Here is an 18,928-nt window from a genome sequence, read left to right as displayed (position 1 = left end):
TGAATTCGCTTTTTCAGCTTCCCATATAGTCTTGACGGGACAATCATTCAAACGTCGTAACGCATTCTTTGCCACCGGCCGGCTTGATGTTGCGATAATCCGGATCAAAAAGCTGTTTGGAGCCGCCGATGCGCCTTCCTCTGGTGCTCTTTGTTTTAGCACCCCTCTTCGAAATTGCAGGCTTCGTCCTTGTCGGCAGCGCCATCGGCGTCCTGCCAACGCTTGGTCTTGTCATTCTATCTGCCATGTTGGGCTTCGCTCTCTTGCGCATCCAGGGGGCTGGGATCTTGCAGCGGCTCCAGGATGAAGCAAAACGCGGGGTTGATCCGGGCCGGCAGCTGGTTCACGCAGCACTTCTCGTCGTCGCTGCCGTCCTGCTGATCATTCCGGGTTTCCTGGGCGATATCATCGGCCTTCTTCTTTTCATTCCGGTCGTCCGCGATCTCGCCTGGCGTCTGGTCCGCCCACGCGTCATCGTTCGTGGTGGCTTTACCCGAGCCAACGGGTTCTCGCACCCGACGGCAGACAACAATGTCGTCGATCTTGATGCTGACGAGTACCGCACCGAATCCCGGACAGACACCCCGTGGCGCGGACCGCAGATCGGCAAAGATTAGGCCTCTGGCAGACACAGGCCCAAGGGTTGTAAGGCGAAGGTGCAAATGTTAGATGGCCTAAGCATTCATCTTCGAGGACACGCCCTATGGCAGACAACAATCAGGGAACGACTTCTCCGTCCCTCAATATCCTTGCTCAGTACATCAAAGATTTCTCGTTTGAGAATCCCGGTGCGCCGCGTTCGCTTCAGGCTCGCGACAAGGCCCCGGCGATCAACATCAATGTCAACGTCAATGCCAATCCGCTGTCGGACAATGATTTTGACGTTGTCCTGACGCTGAGTGCCGAAGCCAAGGATGGCGACAAGGTCGTCTTCGTCACCGAGCTCGTCTATGGCGGCGTCTTCCGCATTACTGGTTTCCCGCAGGAGCACATGCTTCCGGTTCTCTTCATCGAGTGCCCGCGCCTGCTCTTCCCCTTCGCTCGCCAGATCATCGCCGACGCAAGCCGCAATGGTGGCTTCCCGCCACTGATGATCGACCCTATCGATTTCGCCCAGATGTTTGCCCAGCGCGTGGCAGAAGAACAGGGCCGTTCGAAGCAGGCCGTGCCGAACTGAAATTTCGGCTCTCACAGACTGAAAAGGGTCCCGAGGGACCCTTTTTTTATGCCGTGTATCTGGACCAGATCGCCTTCTCACCAAGTCGTGCGACGAGAGCCGCGTGCCCCCTGGCTTCTTCTTCCGAAATCCGTGCGGCAAGCGGACGAGGACGTTCGTAGGAAAACTCGACCAGTTCGGTGGTTTCCGTCTTTTCGGTCTGGCGTGTGTCGACACTGCCAAATCCAAGTGCTGCCTGCCTGCCGCCGAGCATCTCGATATAGACTTCCGCCAAGAGCTCGGAGTCGAGCAGGGCGCCGTGCTTCGTGCGGTGCGAGTTATCGATGCCATAGCGCCGGCAGAGCGCATCGAGCGAATTGGGGCCCATCGGGTGTTTCCGCCGGGCAAGCGACAATGTATCCACGACCAGCTCCGGCGCCACAGGCGGCAGACCCAAGCGATCAAACTCGGCATTGATAAAGCCGATATCGAAGTTCGCATTGTGGGCGACCCATTTCGCACCATCGAAAAATGCCTGCATGTCGGCAACGATGTCGGCGAAGCTCGGTTTGTCCTTCAGAAAGTCATCGGTAATGCCATGGACAGCCAACGCATCCGGATGAACCTTGCGATCACCGGGATTGATATAGACGTGGAACGTCCGTCCCGTGGGGAAGTGGTTGAGCAGTTCGAGCCCGCCGATTTCGATGACACGATCGACCTTGTTTTCGAGGCCCGTTGTTTCCGTATCGAAGACGATTTCACGCATGGGGGGTCTCCGTTTGCCGGTTACGCAATTGCTCAAGCAGGATTCGCACTTGTTGGCGTGCAGCGTCAATGCCCTGCCCCGTATCCACGACGAAGTCAGCGCGTGCCCGCTTCTCAGCATCGGGAACTTGTCTTGAAAGGATAAGCTCGAATTTCTCAGGCGTCATCCCAGTCCGTGCAAGGACGCGCTCGCGCTGGATTGCAGCCTCACAGCTGACCACGACAACCACATCCACGCGTTTCTCGCCGCCAGTCTCGAACAGGAGCGGAATATCGAGGAGCACAATCTCAGTTCCCAATGCCCGATGGCGGGAGAGAAATTCAGTTTCCCTTGCCCTGACCAGCGGATGAACGATGGCTTCGAGTGTGGCAAAGTTAGCCGGATTCTGAGCCAGCACTGCACTGAGCTTCGCGCGATCCACGAGACCATCTGAAACAGTGCCTGGAAAGGCCAGGCCAACGGGCTCAACGGCTGCTCCTTGATAGAGATCATGAACGACTTGATCGGCATCATTCACAGGCACGCCCTCTTCGGCAAACAGTTTTGCCGTGGTCGACTTTCCCATTCCGATAGAGCCCGTCAGTCCGATGATGATCATCAGTGGTGCCCAATGTCGTCGAGGATCACTTGCCGCAGATCGTCCGTCACGTGCGGTCTTTGTCCAAACCACTTTTCAAAGCCAGGGACTGCCTGATGCAGCAGCATGCCAAGACCATCCACTGTTCTGAGGCCAACTTCTTCCGCCTGCCGCATGAATTCTGTCTTGAGTGGCACATACACAATGTCGGTTACGAGGGCGCCGTCGACCATCCGGTCAAATGGCAAAACAGGCGCCGGGCTGCCGTCCATCCCAAGAGATGACGTGTTGACGAAAAGCCCTGCTCCGGCCAGCAACTCTGGCAAAGCTTCAAGTGCATGCGCCTCGATGGGAGCCCCAAACCGATCTGCCAATTCCTTTGCCCGATCGACCGTGCGGTTAACGACGTGAATTTCCGAAAGGCCTCTCTCTCGCAAGCCATGGAGAATTGCCCGGCTCGCTCCGCCGGCTCCCAGTACGACTGCTCGTCCGCATTTATCCCAACCGGGATCGCCTGCATCGAGATTTGCCAGGAAACCCTCAGCGTCCGTGTTCGTCGCATGCAAACTGCCATCCTCTAACCAGAGGGTGTTTGCAGCGCCGATCTCCTCGGCAATGGGATCAACAACATCGGCAAGACCAATCGCCGCTTCCTTGTGCGGGATGGTCACGTTGCCGCCCCGATATCCTCTCGCTCCCGTTTTCAGGTCTTGGATAAAGGCGGGAAACTCCTGGGGTGTAACCGCGACTTTTTCATAGCGCCCTGCCAGGGTCAGCGTGCGCAGCCAATAGCCATGAATGAGCGGAGAGCGGGAATGAGAAATCGGATAGCCGGCGACAAATGCCTGGGGTCCGATTGTTTCACGTGAATCATTCATGGTTAACACCCAGTTTACGCAAAGCGTCGAGAAGCGGTAGCAGAGGCAGTCCCAACACGGTGAAGTAATCACCTTCTATCTTGTCGAACAGCTGCACCCCCTCACCCTCAAGTTGGTAGCAGCCGACACTCGACAGGATCTTGTCACCAGCCTGATCAAGGTAAGCGTCTAGAAACTGCTCTGAGAAAGCACGAACGTGCATAGACGCCACGCCTACATGAGACCACAGGACTTGATCATTTCGAACGAGGCAAACGGCGCTATTCAGATGATGAGCAGCCGCCCTCAACGATAGGAGTGTCTCTCGCGCTTCCGAAACGTCTTTGGCTTTATGAAAAATCCGCTCACCCAGAGACATGGTCTGATCGCAGCCAATAACGATTGCGTCCGGATGTCGTTCGGACACGTCTCGCGCTTTCGCGATTGCAAGATGCAGAGCAACGTCCTCTGGACCGCGTTGAGTTGGGGGAAGAGCCTCTTCCACCTCCCGTTCGTTAATCTGCGCTCCCTCGACAGCAAACTGTAATCCAGCATTGATCAACAGCATGCGCCGAGCAACACTACCGGAAGCGAGGACAAGAGAGACTGTCATGGTGGACCCCAAATACGGACGCTTTGGCTGGGCTTACCGTAGCTTCGTCCGCAGGGCAACGATGGCCGCGGCGGTCTCCTCGATCGAACGGCGTGTGACGTCAATCAAGGGCCAATTGTTCTTTGCGCAGAGGGATCGCATGTATTTGAGCTCCTCGGTGATCGTTGCGCGATCAAGGTAGTCGCGGTGATCATAGCCAGGTGTTGCGCCAAGGATTCTATTTTCCCGCACCTGGGAGATGCGATCCGAACTCGCGATCAGCCCAACGACCAGCGGCCGCGTTGCGCGCAGCAAACCTTCCGGAAGCGGTACACCAGGAACGATCGGAAGGTTGGCAGTCTTGATACCGCGATAGGCGAGATAAATGCTGGTGGGTGTCTTCGATGTGCGGCTGATGCCGATGATGACAACCTCGGCACTGTCATAGTCTTCCGTCGCCTGACCGTCGTCATGATCCATCGCAAAGTTGAGGGCTTCGATGCGCGCAAAATAGTCGGCGTTGAGAACGTGCTGTGCACCGACACGTCCGCGATACGTCGCGCCAAGATAGCTCTGGAACGTCTCCACGATCGGCGCCAAGACGTTGACGCACGGCAAACCGAGCTCGTGGCAACCTGCTTCGATCAGTGCCGCCAGATCCTGATCAACCAGAGTGTACAAGACAATGCCGGGCTCGCGGTCGATGGCCTCAATGAGGGATTTGACCTGCTTCTTGCTGCGGATGAGCGGGTAGACGTGCTCGATCGCATTGACGCCGCGGAACTGGGCTGTCGCAGCCCGCCCGGCAGAAATGAGCGTTTCACCCGTTGAGTCAGAAATCAGGTGGAGATGGAAGTAGCTTTTCCTGTTCTCCACGATCTTCTCCGGTACCTGTTGATAGACTGGGATAACGAGAGGCTTCTGCACCCGCGCTTCGGAGGAGGCGGGAAAACCTCCGATTTGTCCACAGCGAAAGCCTGAGCGCAGATCGTTTCGCCGCATCTGTGGATAGTGTGGATAACACAATTTCACATTGGTCAGTCACCACGTCATCCACAGAGCGGAGCCATTAACACATTTCCCAGATCGTTGAATCTTCGGGTTAATTTCAGCTTCTCCACAGATTGCGGGGAAACTTGGAGAACACGACGCGACTTGATGCGACAAATGGCGAGAAGGCTGGTCTCTGTGGACACGCTTTAATCCTTGATAGTCAGAGACTCTTAGAAATAGAAGAAGAATCTATATCTCTTTTCTTTATTTGAAGGGGCCTGAGCCTTGAGTGATTTGAACCGAAAAGTCCTCGACGTCCTCAATGGCAAGACGGTCACGCCACCGCCAATCTGGCTCATGAGACAGGCGGGGCGATATCTGCCCGAATACCGCGCCACACGTGCCCATGCCGGAAGTTTCCTTGACCTCTGTTACTCGCCGGAACTGGCAACGGAAGTCACTCTCCAACCGATCCGTCGGTATGGCTTCGATGCGGCCATCCTGTTTTCCGACATTCTGGTGATACCGGATGCTCTGAACCGCAATGTCCGTTTCACTGAGGGACACGGACCGCAGATGGATCCCATCGATGAGAGTGGAATTGCTGCTCTGAGCCCTGAGGGCATCACTGAACATCTGAAACCCGTCATTGAGACGGTGAGCCGCCTCAGACGCGAATTGCCGACAGAGACCACCCTTCTGGGCTTTTGTGGCGCACCGTGGACGGTTGCAACATACATGATCGCAGGCCACGGCACGCCAGATCAGGCACCGGCGCGGCTTTTCGCCTATCAATACCCTGAAGCCTTCGTGCGGCTCCTGGATTTCCTCGCCGACGTTTCTGCCGATTACCTCGTTTCGCAAATTGATGCCGGCGCTGACGCCGTACAGATTTTCGATTCCTGGGCAGGTGTGCTTGGCGAGGTCGAGTTCGAGAAATTTAGCGTTCGTCCTGTTGCCCGCATGATCGCCTCTGTTCGTGCACGTCGCCCCAAGGCCAAGATCATCGCCTTTGCGAAGGGTGCAGGTATCCTGTTGAAGAACTACCGGCAGGCAACGGGCGCGGATGCGATTGGCCTTGATTGGTCGGTTCCGCTCAGCTTTGCCGCTGAGTTACAGAAGGACGGACCTGTTCAGGGCAATCTCGATCCGATGCGCGTCGTTGCCGGTGGGCGCTCGCTTGATGAAGGGATTGATGCCATCTTGCAGGTGCTGGGTCAGGGACCACTGATTTTCAATCTCGGTCACGGGATTACGCCGCAGGCCGACCCGGAGCATGTTTCGGATCTGGTTCGTCGGGTTCGTAGCTTTGGATAAAGTGATGGAAAAGCAGACCGACGCACGCCCTGGCCAAAAGGCTGCACGAAAGGCCGTGGTTGCGCTCGTGTTCTTTGGCGTTGTTGCTGCTGGCGTGATGCTTGCGGGTCCGGATGACGCTTATCCTTGGATCAAGGCGCTGCATCTCATCGCTGTCATCTCTTGGATGGCGGGCATGCTCTATCTGCCTCGCTTGTTCATCTACCATTCTGATAGTGCTCCGGGGTCCGAGCAGGCGAGGACATTTGCCGTGATGGAGGAACGGCTCATGTCAGTGATCATGACGCCTGCCATGGTCGTGTCCTGGGTTCTGGGTCTCTATCTCGCCTGGAGTGTGTTCGGCTTTCAGGGTGGCTGGCTGCATGCCAAGCTCGCCGCTGTATTCGCGCTTTCGGGCGTCCATGGTTATTTCGCCAAGTCGGTCCGATCTTTTGGCCGGGGCGACTATGTCCGCACGCCAAGGTTCTGGCGAATTATGAATGAAGCACCAACTTTGCTGATGATCGCCATTGTGATATTTGCCGTCGTCAAGCCATTCTAGTGGAGACTGGGCTGCGGCTTAATTTCGGCCGGTGCCGGTTTTCACTTGCGGTGCAGTGGTGAAATCGCTATTTTCCCCGCACTCCCCTCTTCATGGCTTGCGTAACATTCAGTGAATTGCGGCCTTCGCAATCGTAAGAATTCCTGGCGCACGCCGTTCCTTCCCAAAACTCAATCTCTATGGTCCCCTTCATGGCTGAAATGAAGCTACAAGAACTCAAGAGCAAGTCGCCGACTGATCTCCTGACATTTGCCGAAACGCTCGAAGTCGAGAACGCGAGCACCATGCGCAAGCAGGAGCTGATGTTCGCGATCCTCAAGATGCTCGCGAGCCAGGACGTCGAGATTATCGGCGAAGGTGTCGTTGAGGTCTTGCAGGACGGCTTCGGCTTCCTTCGTTCGGCCAATGCGAACTATCTGCCGGGTCCTGATGATATCTACATTTCTCCATCGCAGATCCGTCGCTTCTCGCTGAAGACCGGTGACACGGTTGAGGGACCAATTCGTGGACCGAAGGAAGGCGAGCGCTATTTCGCGCTGCTGAAGGTCAACACAATTAACTTCGAAGATCCCGAGAAGATCCGCCACAAGGTTCATTTCGACAATCTGACGCCGCTCTACCCGAATGAGCGCTTCAAGATGGAGCTGGATGTCCCGACGTCCAAGGATCTGTCTGCACGCGTGATCGATCTGGTCGCACCGCTCGGCAAAGGCCAGCGTGGCCTGATCGTTGCGCCGCCGCGTACCGGTAAGACGGTCCTTTTGCAGAACATCGCCCATTCCATCACGGCGAACCATCCGGAATGTTATCTGATCGTTCTTCTTATCGACGAACGCCCCGAAGAAGTGACTGACATGCAGCGCTCGGTGCGTGGCGAAGTCGTTTCGTCCACCTTTGATGAACCTGCCGTACGCCATGTTCAGGTCGCCGAGATGGTTATCGAGAAGGCCAAGCGTCTCGTTGAGCACGGTCGCGACGTCGTTATTCTGCTCGATTCCATCACTCGTCTCGGACGAGCCTACAACACCGTTGTGCCGTCTTCTGGCAAGGTTCTGACCGGTGGTGTTGATGCTAACGCTCTGCAGCGCCCGAAGCGCTTCTTTGGTGCCGCACGTAATATCGAGGAAGGTGGCTCGCTGACCATTATCGCGACGGCCCTGATCGATACGGGCAGCCGTATGGACGAAGTGATCTTCGAAGAATTCAAGGGCACGGGTAACTCGGAAATCGTTCTGGACCGTAAGGTCGCCGACAAGCGAATCTTCCCGTCGATGGATATTCTGAAGTCCGGTACCCGCAAGGAAGATTTGCTGGTACCGCGCCAGGATCTGCAGAAGATCTTCGTCCTGCGCCGTATCCTCGCGCCGATGGGAACAACCGATGCGATCGAGTTCCTGATCGACAAGCTGAAGCAGACGAAGAACAATGGTGACTTCTTCGACTCGATGAACACCTGATGGAAGCCGGCCTTGCGCCGGCTCCTTTGTCAGGAGCGCTCTATTGATGACAGCAGCCCATGACACGATATTCGCCCTTGCTTCCGGTGCGCCGCCAGCGGGGGTCGCTGTCATCCGCATCAGCGGGCCGATGGCACTCGCTGCCTTGGGCAGGTTGATCGGCGGCGCATTACCAGAACCACGCGTGGCAGCGCTTCGCACGCTTCGCACATCCTCCGGTGATATTCTGGACAAAGGACTGGTTCTCTCCTTTCCGGGACCGCAGTCCTTCACGGGTGAGGATTGTGCTGAATTGCACATTCACGGTGGCAAGGCAGTCATTGCCGCAGTTCTTGAACAATTAGCCGGATTCGATAGCTTGCGACTGGCCGAAGCAGGTGAATTCTCACGCCGCGCATTCGAAAATGGAAAACTTGATCTGGTCGAAATAGAAGGTCTGGCCGACCTTCTGGCGGCTGAGACAGAAATGCAAAGGCGTCTCGCCAGTGAGCAGTCGAGCGGGCATCTCTCGGCCATCTATGAGCGCTGGCGTGAGCGCCTGATCTTTGCGCGAGCCATGATCGAAGCGGAACTCGACTTCAGCGATGAAGGCGATATCCCAGGATCTGTTTCAGATCGCATCTGGTCCGAAGTGGCGACACTGGCCGATGAAATCGATGCTGTGTTGTCGACAGCCAAAACGGGTGAGATCATTCGCGACGGATTTCGCGTGGTTTTGGCGGGAGCACCGAACGCCGGTAAATCAAGCTTGATGAATGCACTTGTGCGCCGAGACGTGGCCATCGTAACCGAAATTGCCGGAACGACACGGGACATTGTTCACTGCGAACTGGACCTCGATGGCTACAAGGTGCATCTCTTTGACACTGCCGGATTACGAGAGACCGACGAGCCAGTCGAACGTGAAGGCATACGGCGCGCCTTTGTGACGATCGCAGATGCAGACCTGGTTCTCCATCTCTCCGAGCTTGGACGGGCACCGCAGGCCGAATTGGGGCCGGTTCGAGGTGATGTCTTGACGATCTGCACCAAAGTGGATCTCGACCGACCAGACGAGACAGCAGGATCCCAGAAGGGATTTGATGTTTCTCTCTCCGCTGTTTCCGGTACCGGTATCGACGAATTGCGGGCTCGGATGTTGATGATTGTCAAGGAGCGGACGCGAGTCGGAAGTCTTGCAATCCCGAGCCGGTTGAGGCATGCACAACGCCTATCGGCCGCTCGTGCCAGTTTGCGCGAATGCCTGGACAAGAAGGCCCTTCCCTTGGAGCTGAAAGCAGAATTGCTGAGGCAAGCTGCCGATGAGTTGGCAAGGGTAACTGGTCGTATCGATACCGAAATGCTTTTGGGCAAAATCTTCTCCGAATTCTGTGTCGGAAAGTGATTCACGTGAAACGAGCCCAGTGAGGGTCAGTAATGAGCATTGAGCGCATTTTTGACGTTGTTGTCGTGGGCGGTGGCCATGCAGGCACCGAGGCGGCCGCTGCTGCTGCACGCATGGGTGCGGTGACAGCCTTGGTGACCCATAGTGCGGAGAAGATCGGCACTATGTCATGCAATCCCGCCATCGGTGGCCTCGGCAAGGGGCATCTCGTTCGTGAAATCGATGCACTTGACGGAATCATGGGCCAGGCGGCGGATGCCAGTGGCATTCAATTCCGTATGCTGAATAGGAAGAAGGGTCCGGCTGTGTGGGGACCCCGCACACAGGCAGACCGCAAGCTCTATCGAAATGCAGTCCAAACCTATCTTGCTGAGTACGACAAACTGGAGATCATCGAAGCGGGTGTGGAGGGGCTTCTGCGCGACGACTCGGTTATCCGCGGTGTTGTCTTGTCGGATGGGTCTGTCGTCCGCGCGAAGGCTGTTGTCCTAACCACTGGGACATTCCTCCGCGGTGTTATTCACATTGGTGATCAAAAGATCCCTGGTGGTCGCGTTGGTGAGGCCCCTGCCCTTCGCCTGAGCGAAGACTTGGCTGCGCTCGGCCTAGAGTTGGGACGACTGAAGACAGGAACGCCTGCGCGCCTTGACGGCAAAACGATCGACTGGTCGAAGCTTGAACGACAGGAAGCAGATTCAGAACCCGTGCCCTTCTCTCTCATGACGGAGAAGATTGCGGTACCGCAGATCTCATGCGGAATTACGCGAACGACGATGGAAACACATCGGATCATCCGCGACAATCTCCATCGATCGGCCATGTATTCGGGGCAGATTGAGGGGGTGGGTCCGCGCTATTGTCCGTCGATCGAGGACAAGATCAGCCGCTTCGGTGACAGAGACGGCCATCAGATTTTCCTGGAGCCGGAAGGTCTTGACGATGATACGATCTATCCGAACGGGATATCGACGTCGCTTCCAGCAGAGGTGCAGGAAGCCTTTATCCACTCCATCTCGGGGTTGGAGAAAGCCGTCATCCTCCAACCGGGATACGCGATTGAGTATGATTATGTGGATCCGCAGCAACTTGACCTGACTCTGGCTGTGCGGTCAGCGACTGGGCTCTACCTCGCTGGTCAGATCAACGGCACAACAGGTTACGAAGAAGCAGGCGCGCAGGGTCTGGTTGCAGGACTGAACGCCGCTTCTTACGCGTTGGATCGTGAGCCGGTCACGTTCAGCCGTACGAATGCGTATATCGGTGTCATGATTGACGATTTGACGACCCGTGGTGTGGCAGAGCCATACCGCATGTTCACGTCGCGCGCCGAATACAGACTGTCCTTGCGGGCAGACAATGCCGATATGCGTCTCACACCGCTTGGGCTCGAAATCGGCTGCATCAGGCCTTCTCGATCAGAAAAATTCCATAAATATCAAAGAGATAGGCTGAATTTATATGCTCGTCTCGGTGAGCTATCTGCCTCACCGACCGAAATGAAAACGAAGGCAGTAATGGTCAACCAAGACGGTCGTCGTCGCAATGCACGAGAGCTTCTGTCCTATCCAGAGCTGGGTTGGTCTGACCTTGTCAAGATCTGGCCCGAGCTCAGCGACGTGGACGAAGCGCTGGCGGAACTTGTTGGAATTGATGCGCTGTACAGTACCTATCTTGATCGTCAGGCAGCCGATATAGAGCGTGTTCAGGCCGAAGAAGAACGCGTTATTCCCTCGAGCTTCGACTATCATAAACTGTCCGGTCTATCGAACGAGCTCAAACAGAAGCTTTCGTCACTAAGGCCAGTTCATTTAGCACAGGCAGCGAAAATCGAAGGCATGACGCCGGCAGCTGTGGCGCTGCTGGTCGCCCATCTACGTAAGGGTGTGGGTCAGCAGCAGGCCTCGTAAGGAAAATTATGCAAGAAGCTGTGGATGTTTCACGTGAAACGCAGGAAAAGCTGGGCCGCTTTGTTGACCTGTTTCAGAAGTGGGCCCGAACCATAAACCTCGTTGCTCCCTCCACGCTTAGCGAGGTATGGAATCGCCATGTTCGGGACTCTCTCCAACTTCGTACCATCGTACCCGGTCCAGCCCGGTGGATTGACATAGGAAGCGGTGGTGGCTTCCCTGGCATCGTGATTGCAATTGCCTTGACGGAGACTGGCGAAGGCTGGGTTGATCTCGTCGAGAGCAACAAGAAAAAGTGCAGCTTTCTGCGTATGGCCTTGCTCGAAAGCCAGGCACGCGGTGCTGTTCATCCGCTACGGATCGAGGATGCAGTTTCGAAACTCGAAGCGCCAGATGTCATTTCTGCCCGTGCGCTTGCAGAATTGGACAAGCTCTTCGATTACGTCTTTCCTTGGGTCGAAAAAAACCGAAACTTGAAGCTGGTTTTTCACAAAGGGCGGGATTATCTCGCCGAAATCGAAAAAGCGCGTGGCCGGTGGCGATTCGATCTGGTAGTACATCAGAGCGTGGTAGAAGCCGATTCCGTCATACTGGAAATTTCCTCGCTCCAGCGCCTGTAAAAGGCCAACCTTCGGGTGCCATATGAATCTCGAGAAAAACCGCATCATCACTATTGCAAACCAGAAGGGTGGCGTTGGTAAAACAACGACGGCCATCAACTTGGCGACTGCGCTTGCTGCGATTGGCGAGCGTGTATTGATTGTTGACCTTGATCCGCAAGGTAATGCCAGCACTGGCCTGGGGATCGACCGACGAGACCGCCGGCTTTCTTCCTATGATGTTCTGATCGGATCTCATAAGATCTCTGAGGCCGCACTCGAAACAGCTGTTCCCAATTTATCCATCGTGCCCTCAACCATGGATTTGCTGGGATTCGAGATGGAAATCTCCCAGCACGCTGACCGCGTCTTCCGTCTCAGGCAGGCGCTAAATCTGGACGATGCGCGAGGCTATAGCTATGTTCTGCTGGATTGCCCGCCCTCGTTCAATCTATTGACGATGAATGCCATGGCTGCGGCACACTCAATTCTCGTGCCCCTGCAGTGCGAATTTTTCGCGCTTGAAGGTCTCAGCCAGCTCCTCGAGACGATCAATCAGGTTCGTCAGACAGTTAATCCGACCCTCGATATTCAGGGTATCGTCCTGACCATGTTCGACTCCCGAAACAATCTGGCACAGCAGGTGGTCAACGATGTTCGTGAGCATTTGGGGGAGAAGGTTTATGCAACCCTCATTCCTCGCAATGTTCGGGTTTCAGAAGCGCCTTCCTATGGTAAGCCCGCTATTCTATATGACCTCAAATGCGCGGGTAGCCAGGCTTATCTGCAATTGGCCTCGGAGGTCATCCAGCGCGAGCGACAGCGTAAAGCTGCGTGATCATCTAAGACGACGGGGTAAATCGGATGAGTGAAGACATTTCGAAACGGCGCCTTGGGCGTGGTCTTGCTGCTCTTATTGGTGAGATGGACCAGCCTGTTGCTGCAGGAACGACCGCGCCGAGCGTTAGTCCAGACCGGACGATTCCGATCGAATTCGTAGCGCGCAGCGCTAAAAATCCACGCCGCTATTTTGATGAAAGCGAACTGCAGGATCTTGCAGGGTCCATCCGCCAACACGGTATCGTTCAGCCCGTCGTCGTCCGGACAGTTGGCAATGGTCGTTATGAGATTATCGCGGGGGAACGTCGGTGGCGCGCTGCGCAGCTTGCAGGGCTGGTCGAAATTCCTGTCATCGTGCGCGATGTTGATGACCGGACGGCGCTTGAGCTGGCTATCGTTGAAAACGTTCAACGTTCGGATCTCAACCCGCTGGAAGAAGCGCTTGGCTATGATCAATTGATCGCTGAGCATGGCTATACGCAGAACGATCTCGGTGAGATCATCGGTAAGAGCCGCAGCCATGTGGCGAATAGCCTTCGCCTGCTGAAACTTCCTGAACCTGTTCGGGATATGTTGGCTGAAGGTTCGCTTTCCGCAGGTCATGCCCGCGCACTCGTTTCGACTCCGGATCCAGTTACACTCGCCAAAACGATTGTGAATAAGGGACTATCGGTTCGCGATGCGGAACGGATGGCACAGAACCATATTAAGGGTCAAAACAACCCTGCCGCAGCCAGTGTCCGGCCGGAGAAAGATTCGGATACGATTGCCTTGGAGCGCAGTCTCTCGGATCGTCTTGGCCTGGCCGTCAACATTAGCCACAAGGGTGACGGTGGCCAATTACGTATAAATTACAAGAGTTTGGATCAGCTCGAAGAAATTTGCAGGCTGCTTGAGGACCGCTAGGTCCGGCGATTTCGTCTGCCTGCCTGTAGTGTTGTGGCAAGCAGAGTTTGAATGGCAAGATTATCTTCCAGAGCGGATCTCTGTCGGCTCTGGAGGATTGCCGCGCCGAGGCGGGAGGCTTCTCGGCTTAAATCTGCACTATTCCAGTTCCGTAACGTCTTTTCGATGATGGGCTTCCTGCGAAAATGGATGCCCCGACCGAGTGTTTGCATCACCTGGGCCACTTGCTGTTGGCGTTCGTCCATTTCGAGACGCATGCTCTCCAAGAGCTGAAATTGTTTCAAGGTAGACTGCAGGACAAGAAACACGGCCGTCTTCGACGCAATAACCTTCTGAATGGCATGCAGAAAGCCGTCTGGGTCTCCTTCCAGAACGTGGTCGACAACCTCATCGGTCGAAATTGCGCTGGCGTCGCCGATAATGTCTGCGACGTGGTGCTCGTCGATCAGGGTTTCATGCATGCAGTAGAGCAGCAGTTTCTGCAGTTCATTGCGCGATGCAATCCGGTCGCCACCGATTGAATTCAGCAGCAATTCGCGTGCAGCCGGCGTGATACGCAACTGGGCAGCGGAGAGTTCGTGGTCGATCAATGCGTTGAGGGCGCGGGCATCGTCCTGGTAGCAGGCAATCGCGGCAATCGTCCTCTCGGATTCGCCGACCTTGCGGAGGGCTCCTGTCTTCTTCAGATCACCCGCCTCAACCAGAAGGTAGCTGCCGTCCGGCGGGTCTTTGGCCAGGATCTGGAAGCCTTCGACAAGCGCCTTTTCATTGGCGGCGCCCTTGATCCAGACAAGCTTCTCGCCACCGAACAGACCGAGAGCATTGACCTCATCCAGCAGACGCCCCGGTTGGCCCTGCACATCCGAGGCGTCAAGCCGCACGAGCGCGAAGCCGTCATCCAGACTGACACCAGTTGCCTTGGCAATCTGATCTGCACGCTCGGAGACCAGACCCCTATCCGGTCCGTAGACCAGAAAGATCCTATAGTGTCGTGCAGACTTCTGGAGGAAGCCTTCGAACTCGTGTGATTTGACGTCGACCATGGTGCCGCTATCAGCGGCCCAGGGCCGTTGCCAGGTCGGCGTAGACCAGTTCCGCAAGCTCGCGGGCGGCACGCGTCTCCGCATCACGAACGGAGCGCAGGCGTGCGTATTCCTGCTGCGGATAGTCGAACAGCGCCACACTTTGACGACGACCGGTCTTGAGAACCGTACCGTCGGAAATCCGGGTGAGCGTAAACGACCCGATTGCAACGGCACGACCGGAGTTCGGGCGGTCTGCCGCGCGATCCAGAAGCACGCCCTCGACAGAACTCGAAACGGTGAGGTCGACGCGGTATTGCGGCGTGGTTGGCTGGGCACCGCCCCCGGTGAGGAAGATCAGCCTGTTACGGGTCTCGAGCCCAACTCTGTCCTTGGCCTCGGAGAACGCGATGGACGCGAGCGTCTGGCGCATCTGGCCATCATTGTCCAGATACAGCGGTCTTGCTTGGCAACCGGCCAGCAGAAGTGCTGCGCCGAGGAGAAGGCTGCGACGCAGCAGCTTGGAACTCTGGAAATTAGAGGACAATATTCACGATCCTTAGCGGGACGACGATGATTTTCTTAGGTGCCTGACCAGCGAGAGCTGCTTTCACCGCATCAAGGGCCAGTACCGCTTCGCTCACGGCAGTTTGGTCCGCGTCGCGGCTGATTGTCAATTCGGCTCGCTTCTTGCCATTGATTTGGATCGGAAGTGTGACCTCATTTTCAGCAACGAGAGCGTCTTCGTAAGTCGGCCATGAAGCCTGTGAAACAAGGCCTTTATTTCCAAGCGTCGTCCAGCATTCTTCCGCCAGATGCGGTGTCATCGGTGCAATCAACTGAACCAGGATCTCCGCTGCATTGCGCAGAGCGGATTTCAGCGCGGGTTGCGCCTGTCCAGCGGCGACCGACGTCAGCGGCGCGGCAAGCGTGTTGACGAGTTCATAGATGCGAGCGATTGCCTTGTTGAAGGCGAGCTTGTCCAGGTCACCCTGAACGGCCTTGAGCGTCTTGTGGGCCGCTTGAGACACAGCGAAGCCCTCGCCCTCAAGCGCCGGCTTGCTCTCTACGGTCCTCAGCTCTTCTGCTGCCTCTGATATGAGGCGCCAGACGCGCTGAACAAAACGATGTGCCCCTTCCACACCAGATTCTGACCAGATCACATCACGATCCGGCGGCGAATCGGACAGAACAAAAAAGCGGGCGGTGTCTGCGCCGTAGGAGCCGATAATATCATCCGGGTCGACAACATTCTTTTTCGACTTCGACATCTTCTCGATCGAACCGATCCTGGCTTCCTGCCCGTTGGACAGCAAATAGGCGCGACGTTCGCCGTCGATCTCGTCGATCCTCAGGTCTGCGGGGGCGACCCATTCGCGGGTCAGGCCTTCGCCAATACTGTAGGTCTCATGCACCACCATGCCCTGCGTGAAGAGGCCCTTGAACGGCTCCTTCACGTCCAGATGGCCTGTCTCACGCATCGCACGGGTGAAGAAGCGCGAATAGAGAAGATGCAGGATCGCGTGTTCAATGCCGCCAATGTACTGGTCGACCGGCAACCAGGTATTGGCCGCCGCCGGGTCGGTCGGTTTGTCTTCCCACGGGGCGGTGAAGCGCGCGAAATACCAACTCGAATCGACGAACGTATCCATCGTGTCGGTTTCGCGACGTGCGTCCTTGCCGCAGCATGGGCAGGCGACGTGGCGCCATGTCGGATGGCGATCGAGTGGATTGCCCGGCTTGTCGAAACTGACGTCGTCAGGCAGCTTGACCGGCAGATCCTGCTTCGGCACTGGAACCACACCACAGTCATCACAATGGATAACGGGGATCGGGCAACCCCAGTAGCGCTGACGGGAAATGCCCCAGTCGCGCAGACGGAAATTTACCTTGCGCTCGCCCTGAGGCATGTTCCCCAAAGTCTGTGAGGACAGGCGCTTCGCCACCTCCTCAAACGCTTCCGCGGTGGTCATTCCGTCGAGGAAGCGCGAATTGATCATCACACCGTCATCGGAAAAGGCTGTGTCGCCAATAACGAAGGTCGCAGCGTCGCCATCCTTCGGCATCACGACGGGTGTGACTGGCAGACCATACTTGCGCGCGAAGTCAAGGTCGCGCTGGTCGCCGGACGGGCAGCCGAAAATCGCGCCCGTGCCATATTCCATCAGAACGAAGTTGGCGACATAGACCGGCAATTCCAGGCTGCTATCAAGCGGGTGCTTGACGCGGATACCGGTGTCGATGCCCTTTTTTTCCGCTGTTTCAAGGGCAGCAAGAGAGGTGCCGGCATGGCGGCATTCCTGGCAGAACGCATCGATTGCAGCATCGCGCGCGGAGGCTTCGCGGGCGAGGGGGTGATCGGCGGAGATTGCCAGGAAGGAGGCGCCGAACAGCGTGTCCGGTCGCGTGGTGTAGACAGCGACTTCGCCTTCTGTACTGCCCGAGACGATTTCCCAGCGAACAATCATGCCTTCCGAGCGACCGATCCAGTTCTTCTGCATCAGACGAACCTTTTCCGGCCACTGGTCGAGCGTGTCGAGCGCATCAAGCAGATCCTGGCTGAAATCGGTGATCTTGAAGAACCACTGGGTCAATTCGCGCTGTTCTACCAACGCACCTGAGCGCCAGCCACGGCCATCGATGACCTGCTCGTTGGCTAGAACGGTCATGTCCTCCGGGTCCCAGTTGACCTTGGAGTTTTTGCGATAGACGAGACCCTTCTCGAGAAAATCGAGAAAGAGGTGCTGCTGGCGATGGTAATATTCAACGTCGCAGGTCGCGAACTCGCGCGACCAGTCGATCGATAGGCCCATGGATTTCAACTGGCCGCGCATCGTGGCGATGTTTTCATAAGTCCAGCCCTTGGGATGAACCTTGTTTTTCATCGCGGCGTTTTCAGCCGGCATCCCGAACGCGTCCCATCCCATCGGATGCAGGACGTTGTAACCCCGAGCGCGTTTGTAGCGCGCAACAACGTCACCCATAGCATAGTTTCGAACGTGACCCATGTGGATGCGCCCCGAAGGATAAGGGAACATTTCCAGCACGTAGTATTTCTCACGCGGATCCGAATTATCAGTCTCGAAGACCTTGTTCTCGGCCCAGTTCGCCTGCCAGCGGGGTTCGGCGTCGCGCGGATTGTAACGTTCGGTAGCCATCAGTCAAATTTCCGGGAATTGCTGCAAAAAGTGAGGCTGACCTTCATCATGAAACCGTCCAAGCGTCAAGTTTTTGAGGCTCGCAGCATGCTTTCTGCATTCATGGCTTGCCTGTCCCACCCAAGCGACTTAACCCCTTGTCGCACCATCTGGGCGATCCAGATTTAAGGTGTCGAAGAGAAAGAGATCGCGATGTCGGTTGAAGACAACTTGCTCGAGATTCGGGCGAAGATAGCCAAAGCTGCGGATGAAGCCGAGAGAGACCCGAGTTCGGTCACCCTGGTCGCTGTCTCAAAAACATTCGAAGCAGAGCATATCCGCCCCGTGATCGAGGCTGGTCAGCGCGTTTTCGGTGAGAACCGCGTTCAGGAGGCACAATCCAAATGGCCGGCACTTCGGGAAAAGACGCCGGATATCGAATTGCATCTGATCGGGCCCCTTCAGTCTAACAAGGCTGCTGACGCCGTGGGCGTTTTCGACGTGATCGAAAGTGTCGACCGCGAAAAGATTGCGCGGGTCCTCGCCGACGAAATGAAGCGCCAGCATCGACCCTTGCCGGTCTATATCCAGGTCAATACCGGGCTTGAGCCGCAAAAAGCCGGCATCGCGCCTGATGATGTGGCGAGTTTTGTGATCCTATGCCGTGATGAACTGGGACTTCAGGTCTTGGGCTTGATGTGCATTCCGCCGGCCGACGAAAATCCCGGACCGCATTTTGCACTCTTGCAAAAATTGGCGGTTGAAAACGGTCTTACCCAGCTTTCGATGGGCATGTCGGCCGATTTCGAAACCGCGATCGGTTTCGGTGCAACGAGTGTTCGTGTCGGCTCCGCCCTCTTTGGAACACGCTAGC

The 18,928-nt window shown here is 56.3% G+C and carries 19 protein-coding genes; 11 read left to right on the top strand and 8 right to left on the bottom strand.

Annotated features, from left to right (window positions below; all coding sequences use genetic code 11):
* Positions 1–128 precede the first annotated feature (128 nt).
* Together ACSV9I_RS14840 and secB are read left to right on the top strand one after the other, a co-directional pair.
* The gene (locus ACSV9I_RS14840) at positions 129–617 is read left to right on the top strand and encodes an FxsA family protein (protein WP_438329604.1); all 489 of its coding nucleotides are present in this window, start codon (positions 129–131) and stop codon (positions 615–617) included.
* 86 nt (positions 618–703) lie between these two features.
* On the top strand, positions 704–1,177 hold the full coding sequence (gene secB / locus ACSV9I_RS14835) for a protein-export chaperone SecB (RefSeq protein WP_054159222.1): 474 nt from the start codon (positions 704–706) through the stop codon (positions 1,175–1,177).
* 46 nt (positions 1,178–1,223) lie between these two features.
* Here secB and dnaQ read toward each other — a convergent pair whose 3' ends face one another.
* The 5 genes from dnaQ to ACSV9I_RS14810 are packed head-to-tail and all read right to left on the bottom strand — an operon-like array spanning position 1,224 to position 4,827.
* Positions 1,224–1,925 (bottom strand): DNA polymerase III subunit epsilon, encoded by a 702-nt coding sequence (gene dnaQ / locus ACSV9I_RS14830; protein WP_054159221.1) that lies wholly within the window; start codon positions 1,923–1,925, stop codon positions 1,224–1,226.
* Complete coding sequence (gene coaE / locus ACSV9I_RS14825) at positions 1,918–2,523, bottom strand: dephospho-CoA kinase (RefSeq protein WP_438329603.1); 606 nt, start codon at positions 2,521–2,523, stop codon at positions 1,918–1,920. Before coaE ends, dnaQ begins: the two co-directional genes overlap by 8 nt.
* Positions 2,523–3,380, bottom strand: a complete 858-nt coding sequence (locus ACSV9I_RS14820; protein WP_438329601.1) for a shikimate dehydrogenase — start codon at positions 3,378–3,380, stop codon at positions 2,523–2,525. The genes coaE and ACSV9I_RS14820 overlap by 1 nt, the downstream gene beginning before the upstream one ends.
* Positions 3,373–3,972, bottom strand: a complete 600-nt coding sequence (locus ACSV9I_RS14815; RefSeq protein ID WP_438329600.1) for a Maf-like protein — start codon at positions 3,970–3,972, stop codon at positions 3,373–3,375. Before ACSV9I_RS14815 ends, ACSV9I_RS14820 begins: the two co-directional genes overlap by 8 nt.
* A 33-nt stretch (positions 3,973–4,005) precedes the next feature.
* On the bottom strand, positions 4,006–4,827 hold the full coding sequence (locus ACSV9I_RS14810; RefSeq protein WP_438329598.1) for a pyruvate, water dikinase regulatory protein: 822 nt from the start codon (positions 4,825–4,827) through the stop codon (positions 4,006–4,008).
* Between the two features lie 402 nt (positions 4,828–5,229).
* On the opposite strand from ACSV9I_RS14810, the gene hemE reads away from it, so the two are divergent.
* The 8 genes from hemE (at position 5,230) to ACSV9I_RS14770 (ending at position 13,895) form a co-directional block, all read left to right on the top strand.
* A complete protein-coding gene (gene hemE, locus ACSV9I_RS14805; protein WP_438329597.1) occupies positions 5,230–6,261 on the top strand; it encodes a uroporphyrinogen decarboxylase in 1,032 nt (343 codons plus the stop codon).
* Positions 6,262–6,265: 4 nt separating this feature from the next.
* Complete coding sequence (gene hemJ, locus ACSV9I_RS14800; protein WP_438329595.1) at positions 6,266–6,802, top strand: protoporphyrinogen oxidase HemJ; 537 nt, start codon at positions 6,266–6,268, stop codon at positions 6,800–6,802.
* A gap of 191 nt (positions 6,803–6,993) precedes the next feature.
* On the top strand, positions 6,994–8,259 hold the full coding sequence (gene rho, locus ACSV9I_RS14795) for a transcription termination factor Rho (RefSeq protein WP_156318605.1): 1,266 nt from the start codon (positions 6,994–6,996) through the stop codon (positions 8,257–8,259).
* Positions 8,260–8,305: 46 nt separating this feature from the next.
* Positions 8,306–9,643 (top strand): tRNA uridine-5-carboxymethylaminomethyl(34) synthesis GTPase MnmE, encoded by a 1,338-nt coding sequence (gene mnmE, locus ACSV9I_RS14790; RefSeq protein WP_438329594.1) that lies wholly within the window; start codon positions 8,306–8,308, stop codon positions 9,641–9,643.
* A 32-nt stretch (positions 9,644–9,675) separates the two neighbouring features.
* Positions 9,676–11,550, top strand: a complete 1,875-nt coding sequence (mnmG, locus tag ACSV9I_RS14785; RefSeq protein ID WP_438329593.1) for a tRNA uridine-5-carboxymethylaminomethyl(34) synthesis enzyme MnmG — start codon at positions 9,676–9,678, stop codon at positions 11,548–11,550.
* Between the two features lie 5 nt (positions 11,551–11,555).
* Complete coding sequence (gene rsmG / locus ACSV9I_RS14780) at positions 11,556–12,170, top strand: 16S rRNA (guanine(527)-N(7))-methyltransferase RsmG (protein ID WP_438329673.1); 615 nt, start codon at positions 11,556–11,558, stop codon at positions 12,168–12,170.
* Positions 12,171–12,192: 22 nt separating this feature from the next.
* A complete protein-coding gene (locus tag ACSV9I_RS14775) occupies positions 12,193–12,987 on the top strand; it encodes a ParA family protein (RefSeq protein ID WP_054159212.1) in 795 nt (264 codons plus the stop codon).
* A gap of 26 nt (positions 12,988–13,013) precedes the next feature.
* A complete protein-coding gene (locus ACSV9I_RS14770) occupies positions 13,014–13,895 on the top strand; it encodes a ParB/RepB/Spo0J family partition protein (RefSeq protein ID WP_054159211.1) in 882 nt (293 codons plus the stop codon).
* On the opposite strand, the gene holA is transcribed toward ACSV9I_RS14770, so the two are convergent.
* From holA to leuS, 3 genes are read right to left on the bottom strand one after another with little or no spacing between them, the layout of a single operon-like run.
* Positions 13,892–14,938, bottom strand: a complete 1,047-nt coding sequence (gene holA / locus ACSV9I_RS14765) for a DNA polymerase III subunit delta (protein WP_438329592.1) — start codon at positions 14,936–14,938, stop codon at positions 13,892–13,894. The two genes, ACSV9I_RS14770 and holA, sit on opposite strands and share 4 nt — an antisense overlap.
* 10 nt (positions 14,939–14,948) lie before the next feature.
* Positions 14,949–15,464 (bottom strand): hypothetical protein, encoded by a 516-nt coding sequence (locus tag ACSV9I_RS14760; RefSeq protein ID WP_438329590.1) that lies wholly within the window; start codon positions 15,462–15,464, stop codon positions 14,949–14,951.
* Positions 15,454–18,075 carry a leucine--tRNA ligase gene (gene leuS, locus ACSV9I_RS14755; protein WP_438329588.1) on the bottom strand — a complete coding sequence of 874 codons (2,622 nt, stop codon included), beginning with the start codon at positions 18,073–18,075 and terminating at the stop codon, positions 15,454–15,456. The genes ACSV9I_RS14760 and leuS overlap by 11 nt, the downstream gene beginning before the upstream one ends.
* 192 nt (positions 18,076–18,267) lie before the next feature.
* On the opposite strand from leuS, the gene ACSV9I_RS14750 reads away from it, so the two are divergent.
* Positions 18,268–18,927 (top strand): YggS family pyridoxal phosphate-dependent enzyme, encoded by a 660-nt coding sequence (locus tag ACSV9I_RS14750; RefSeq protein ID WP_438329586.1) that lies wholly within the window; start codon positions 18,268–18,270, stop codon positions 18,925–18,927.
* Position 18,928: the final 1 nt, after the last annotated feature.

Origin of the sequence: Rhizobium sp. G187 (assembly GCF_051549525.1) — a bacterium.
GTDB lineage: Bacteria > Pseudomonadota > Alphaproteobacteria > Rhizobiales > Rhizobiaceae > Allorhizobium.
Note: the sequence above shows the minus strand (reverse complement) of the source record. Positions and strands in the feature narration are given on the sequence as shown.

Bases quoted from the DNA above. Each gene is read 5' to 3' on its own strand.
- ACSV9I_RS14840 (WP_438329604.1), top strand. From the start codon at position 129: ATGCGCCTTCCTCTGGTGCTCTTTGTTTTAGCACCCCTCTTCGAAATT.
- secB (WP_054159222.1), top strand. From the start codon at position 704: ATGGCAGACAACAATCAGGGAACGACTTCTCCGTCCCTCAATATCCTT.
- dnaQ (WP_054159221.1), bottom strand. From the start codon at position 1,925: ATGCGTGAAATCGTCTTCGATACGGAAACAACGGGCCTCGAAAACAAG.
- coaE (WP_438329603.1), bottom strand. From the start codon at position 2,523: ATGATCATCATCGGACTGACGGGCTCTATCGGAATGGGAAAGTCGACC.
- ACSV9I_RS14820 (WP_438329601.1), bottom strand. From the start codon at position 3,380: ATGAATGATTCACGTGAAACAATCGGACCCCAGGCATTTGTCGCCGGC.
- ACSV9I_RS14815 (WP_438329600.1), bottom strand. From the start codon at position 3,972: ATGACAGTCTCTCTTGTCCTCGCTTCCGGTAGTGTTGCTCGGCGCATG.
- hemJ (WP_438329595.1), top strand. From the start codon at position 6,266: ATGGAAAAGCAGACCGACGCACGCCCTGGCCAAAAGGCTGCACGAAAG.
- rho (WP_156318605.1), top strand. From the start codon at position 6,994: ATGGCTGAAATGAAGCTACAAGAACTCAAGAGCAAGTCGCCGACTGAT.
- mnmE (WP_438329594.1), top strand. From the start codon at position 8,306: ATGACAGCAGCCCATGACACGATATTCGCCCTTGCTTCCGGTGCGCCG.
- mnmG (WP_438329593.1), top strand. From the start codon at position 9,676: ATGAGCATTGAGCGCATTTTTGACGTTGTTGTCGTGGGCGGTGGCCAT.
- ACSV9I_RS14775 (WP_054159212.1), top strand. From the start codon at position 12,193: ATGAATCTCGAGAAAAACCGCATCATCACTATTGCAAACCAGAAGGGT.
- ACSV9I_RS14770 (WP_054159211.1), top strand. From the start codon at position 13,014: ATGAGTGAAGACATTTCGAAACGGCGCCTTGGGCGTGGTCTTGCTGCT.
- holA (WP_438329592.1), bottom strand. From the start codon at position 14,938: ATGGTCGACGTCAAATCACACGAGTTCGAAGGCTTCCTCCAGAAGTCT.
- leuS (WP_438329588.1), bottom strand. From the start codon at position 18,075: ATGGCTACCGAACGTTACAATCCGCGCGACGCCGAACCCCGCTGGCAG.
- ACSV9I_RS14750 (WP_438329586.1), top strand. From the start codon at position 18,268: ATGTCGGTTGAAGACAACTTGCTCGAGATTCGGGCGAAGATAGCCAAA.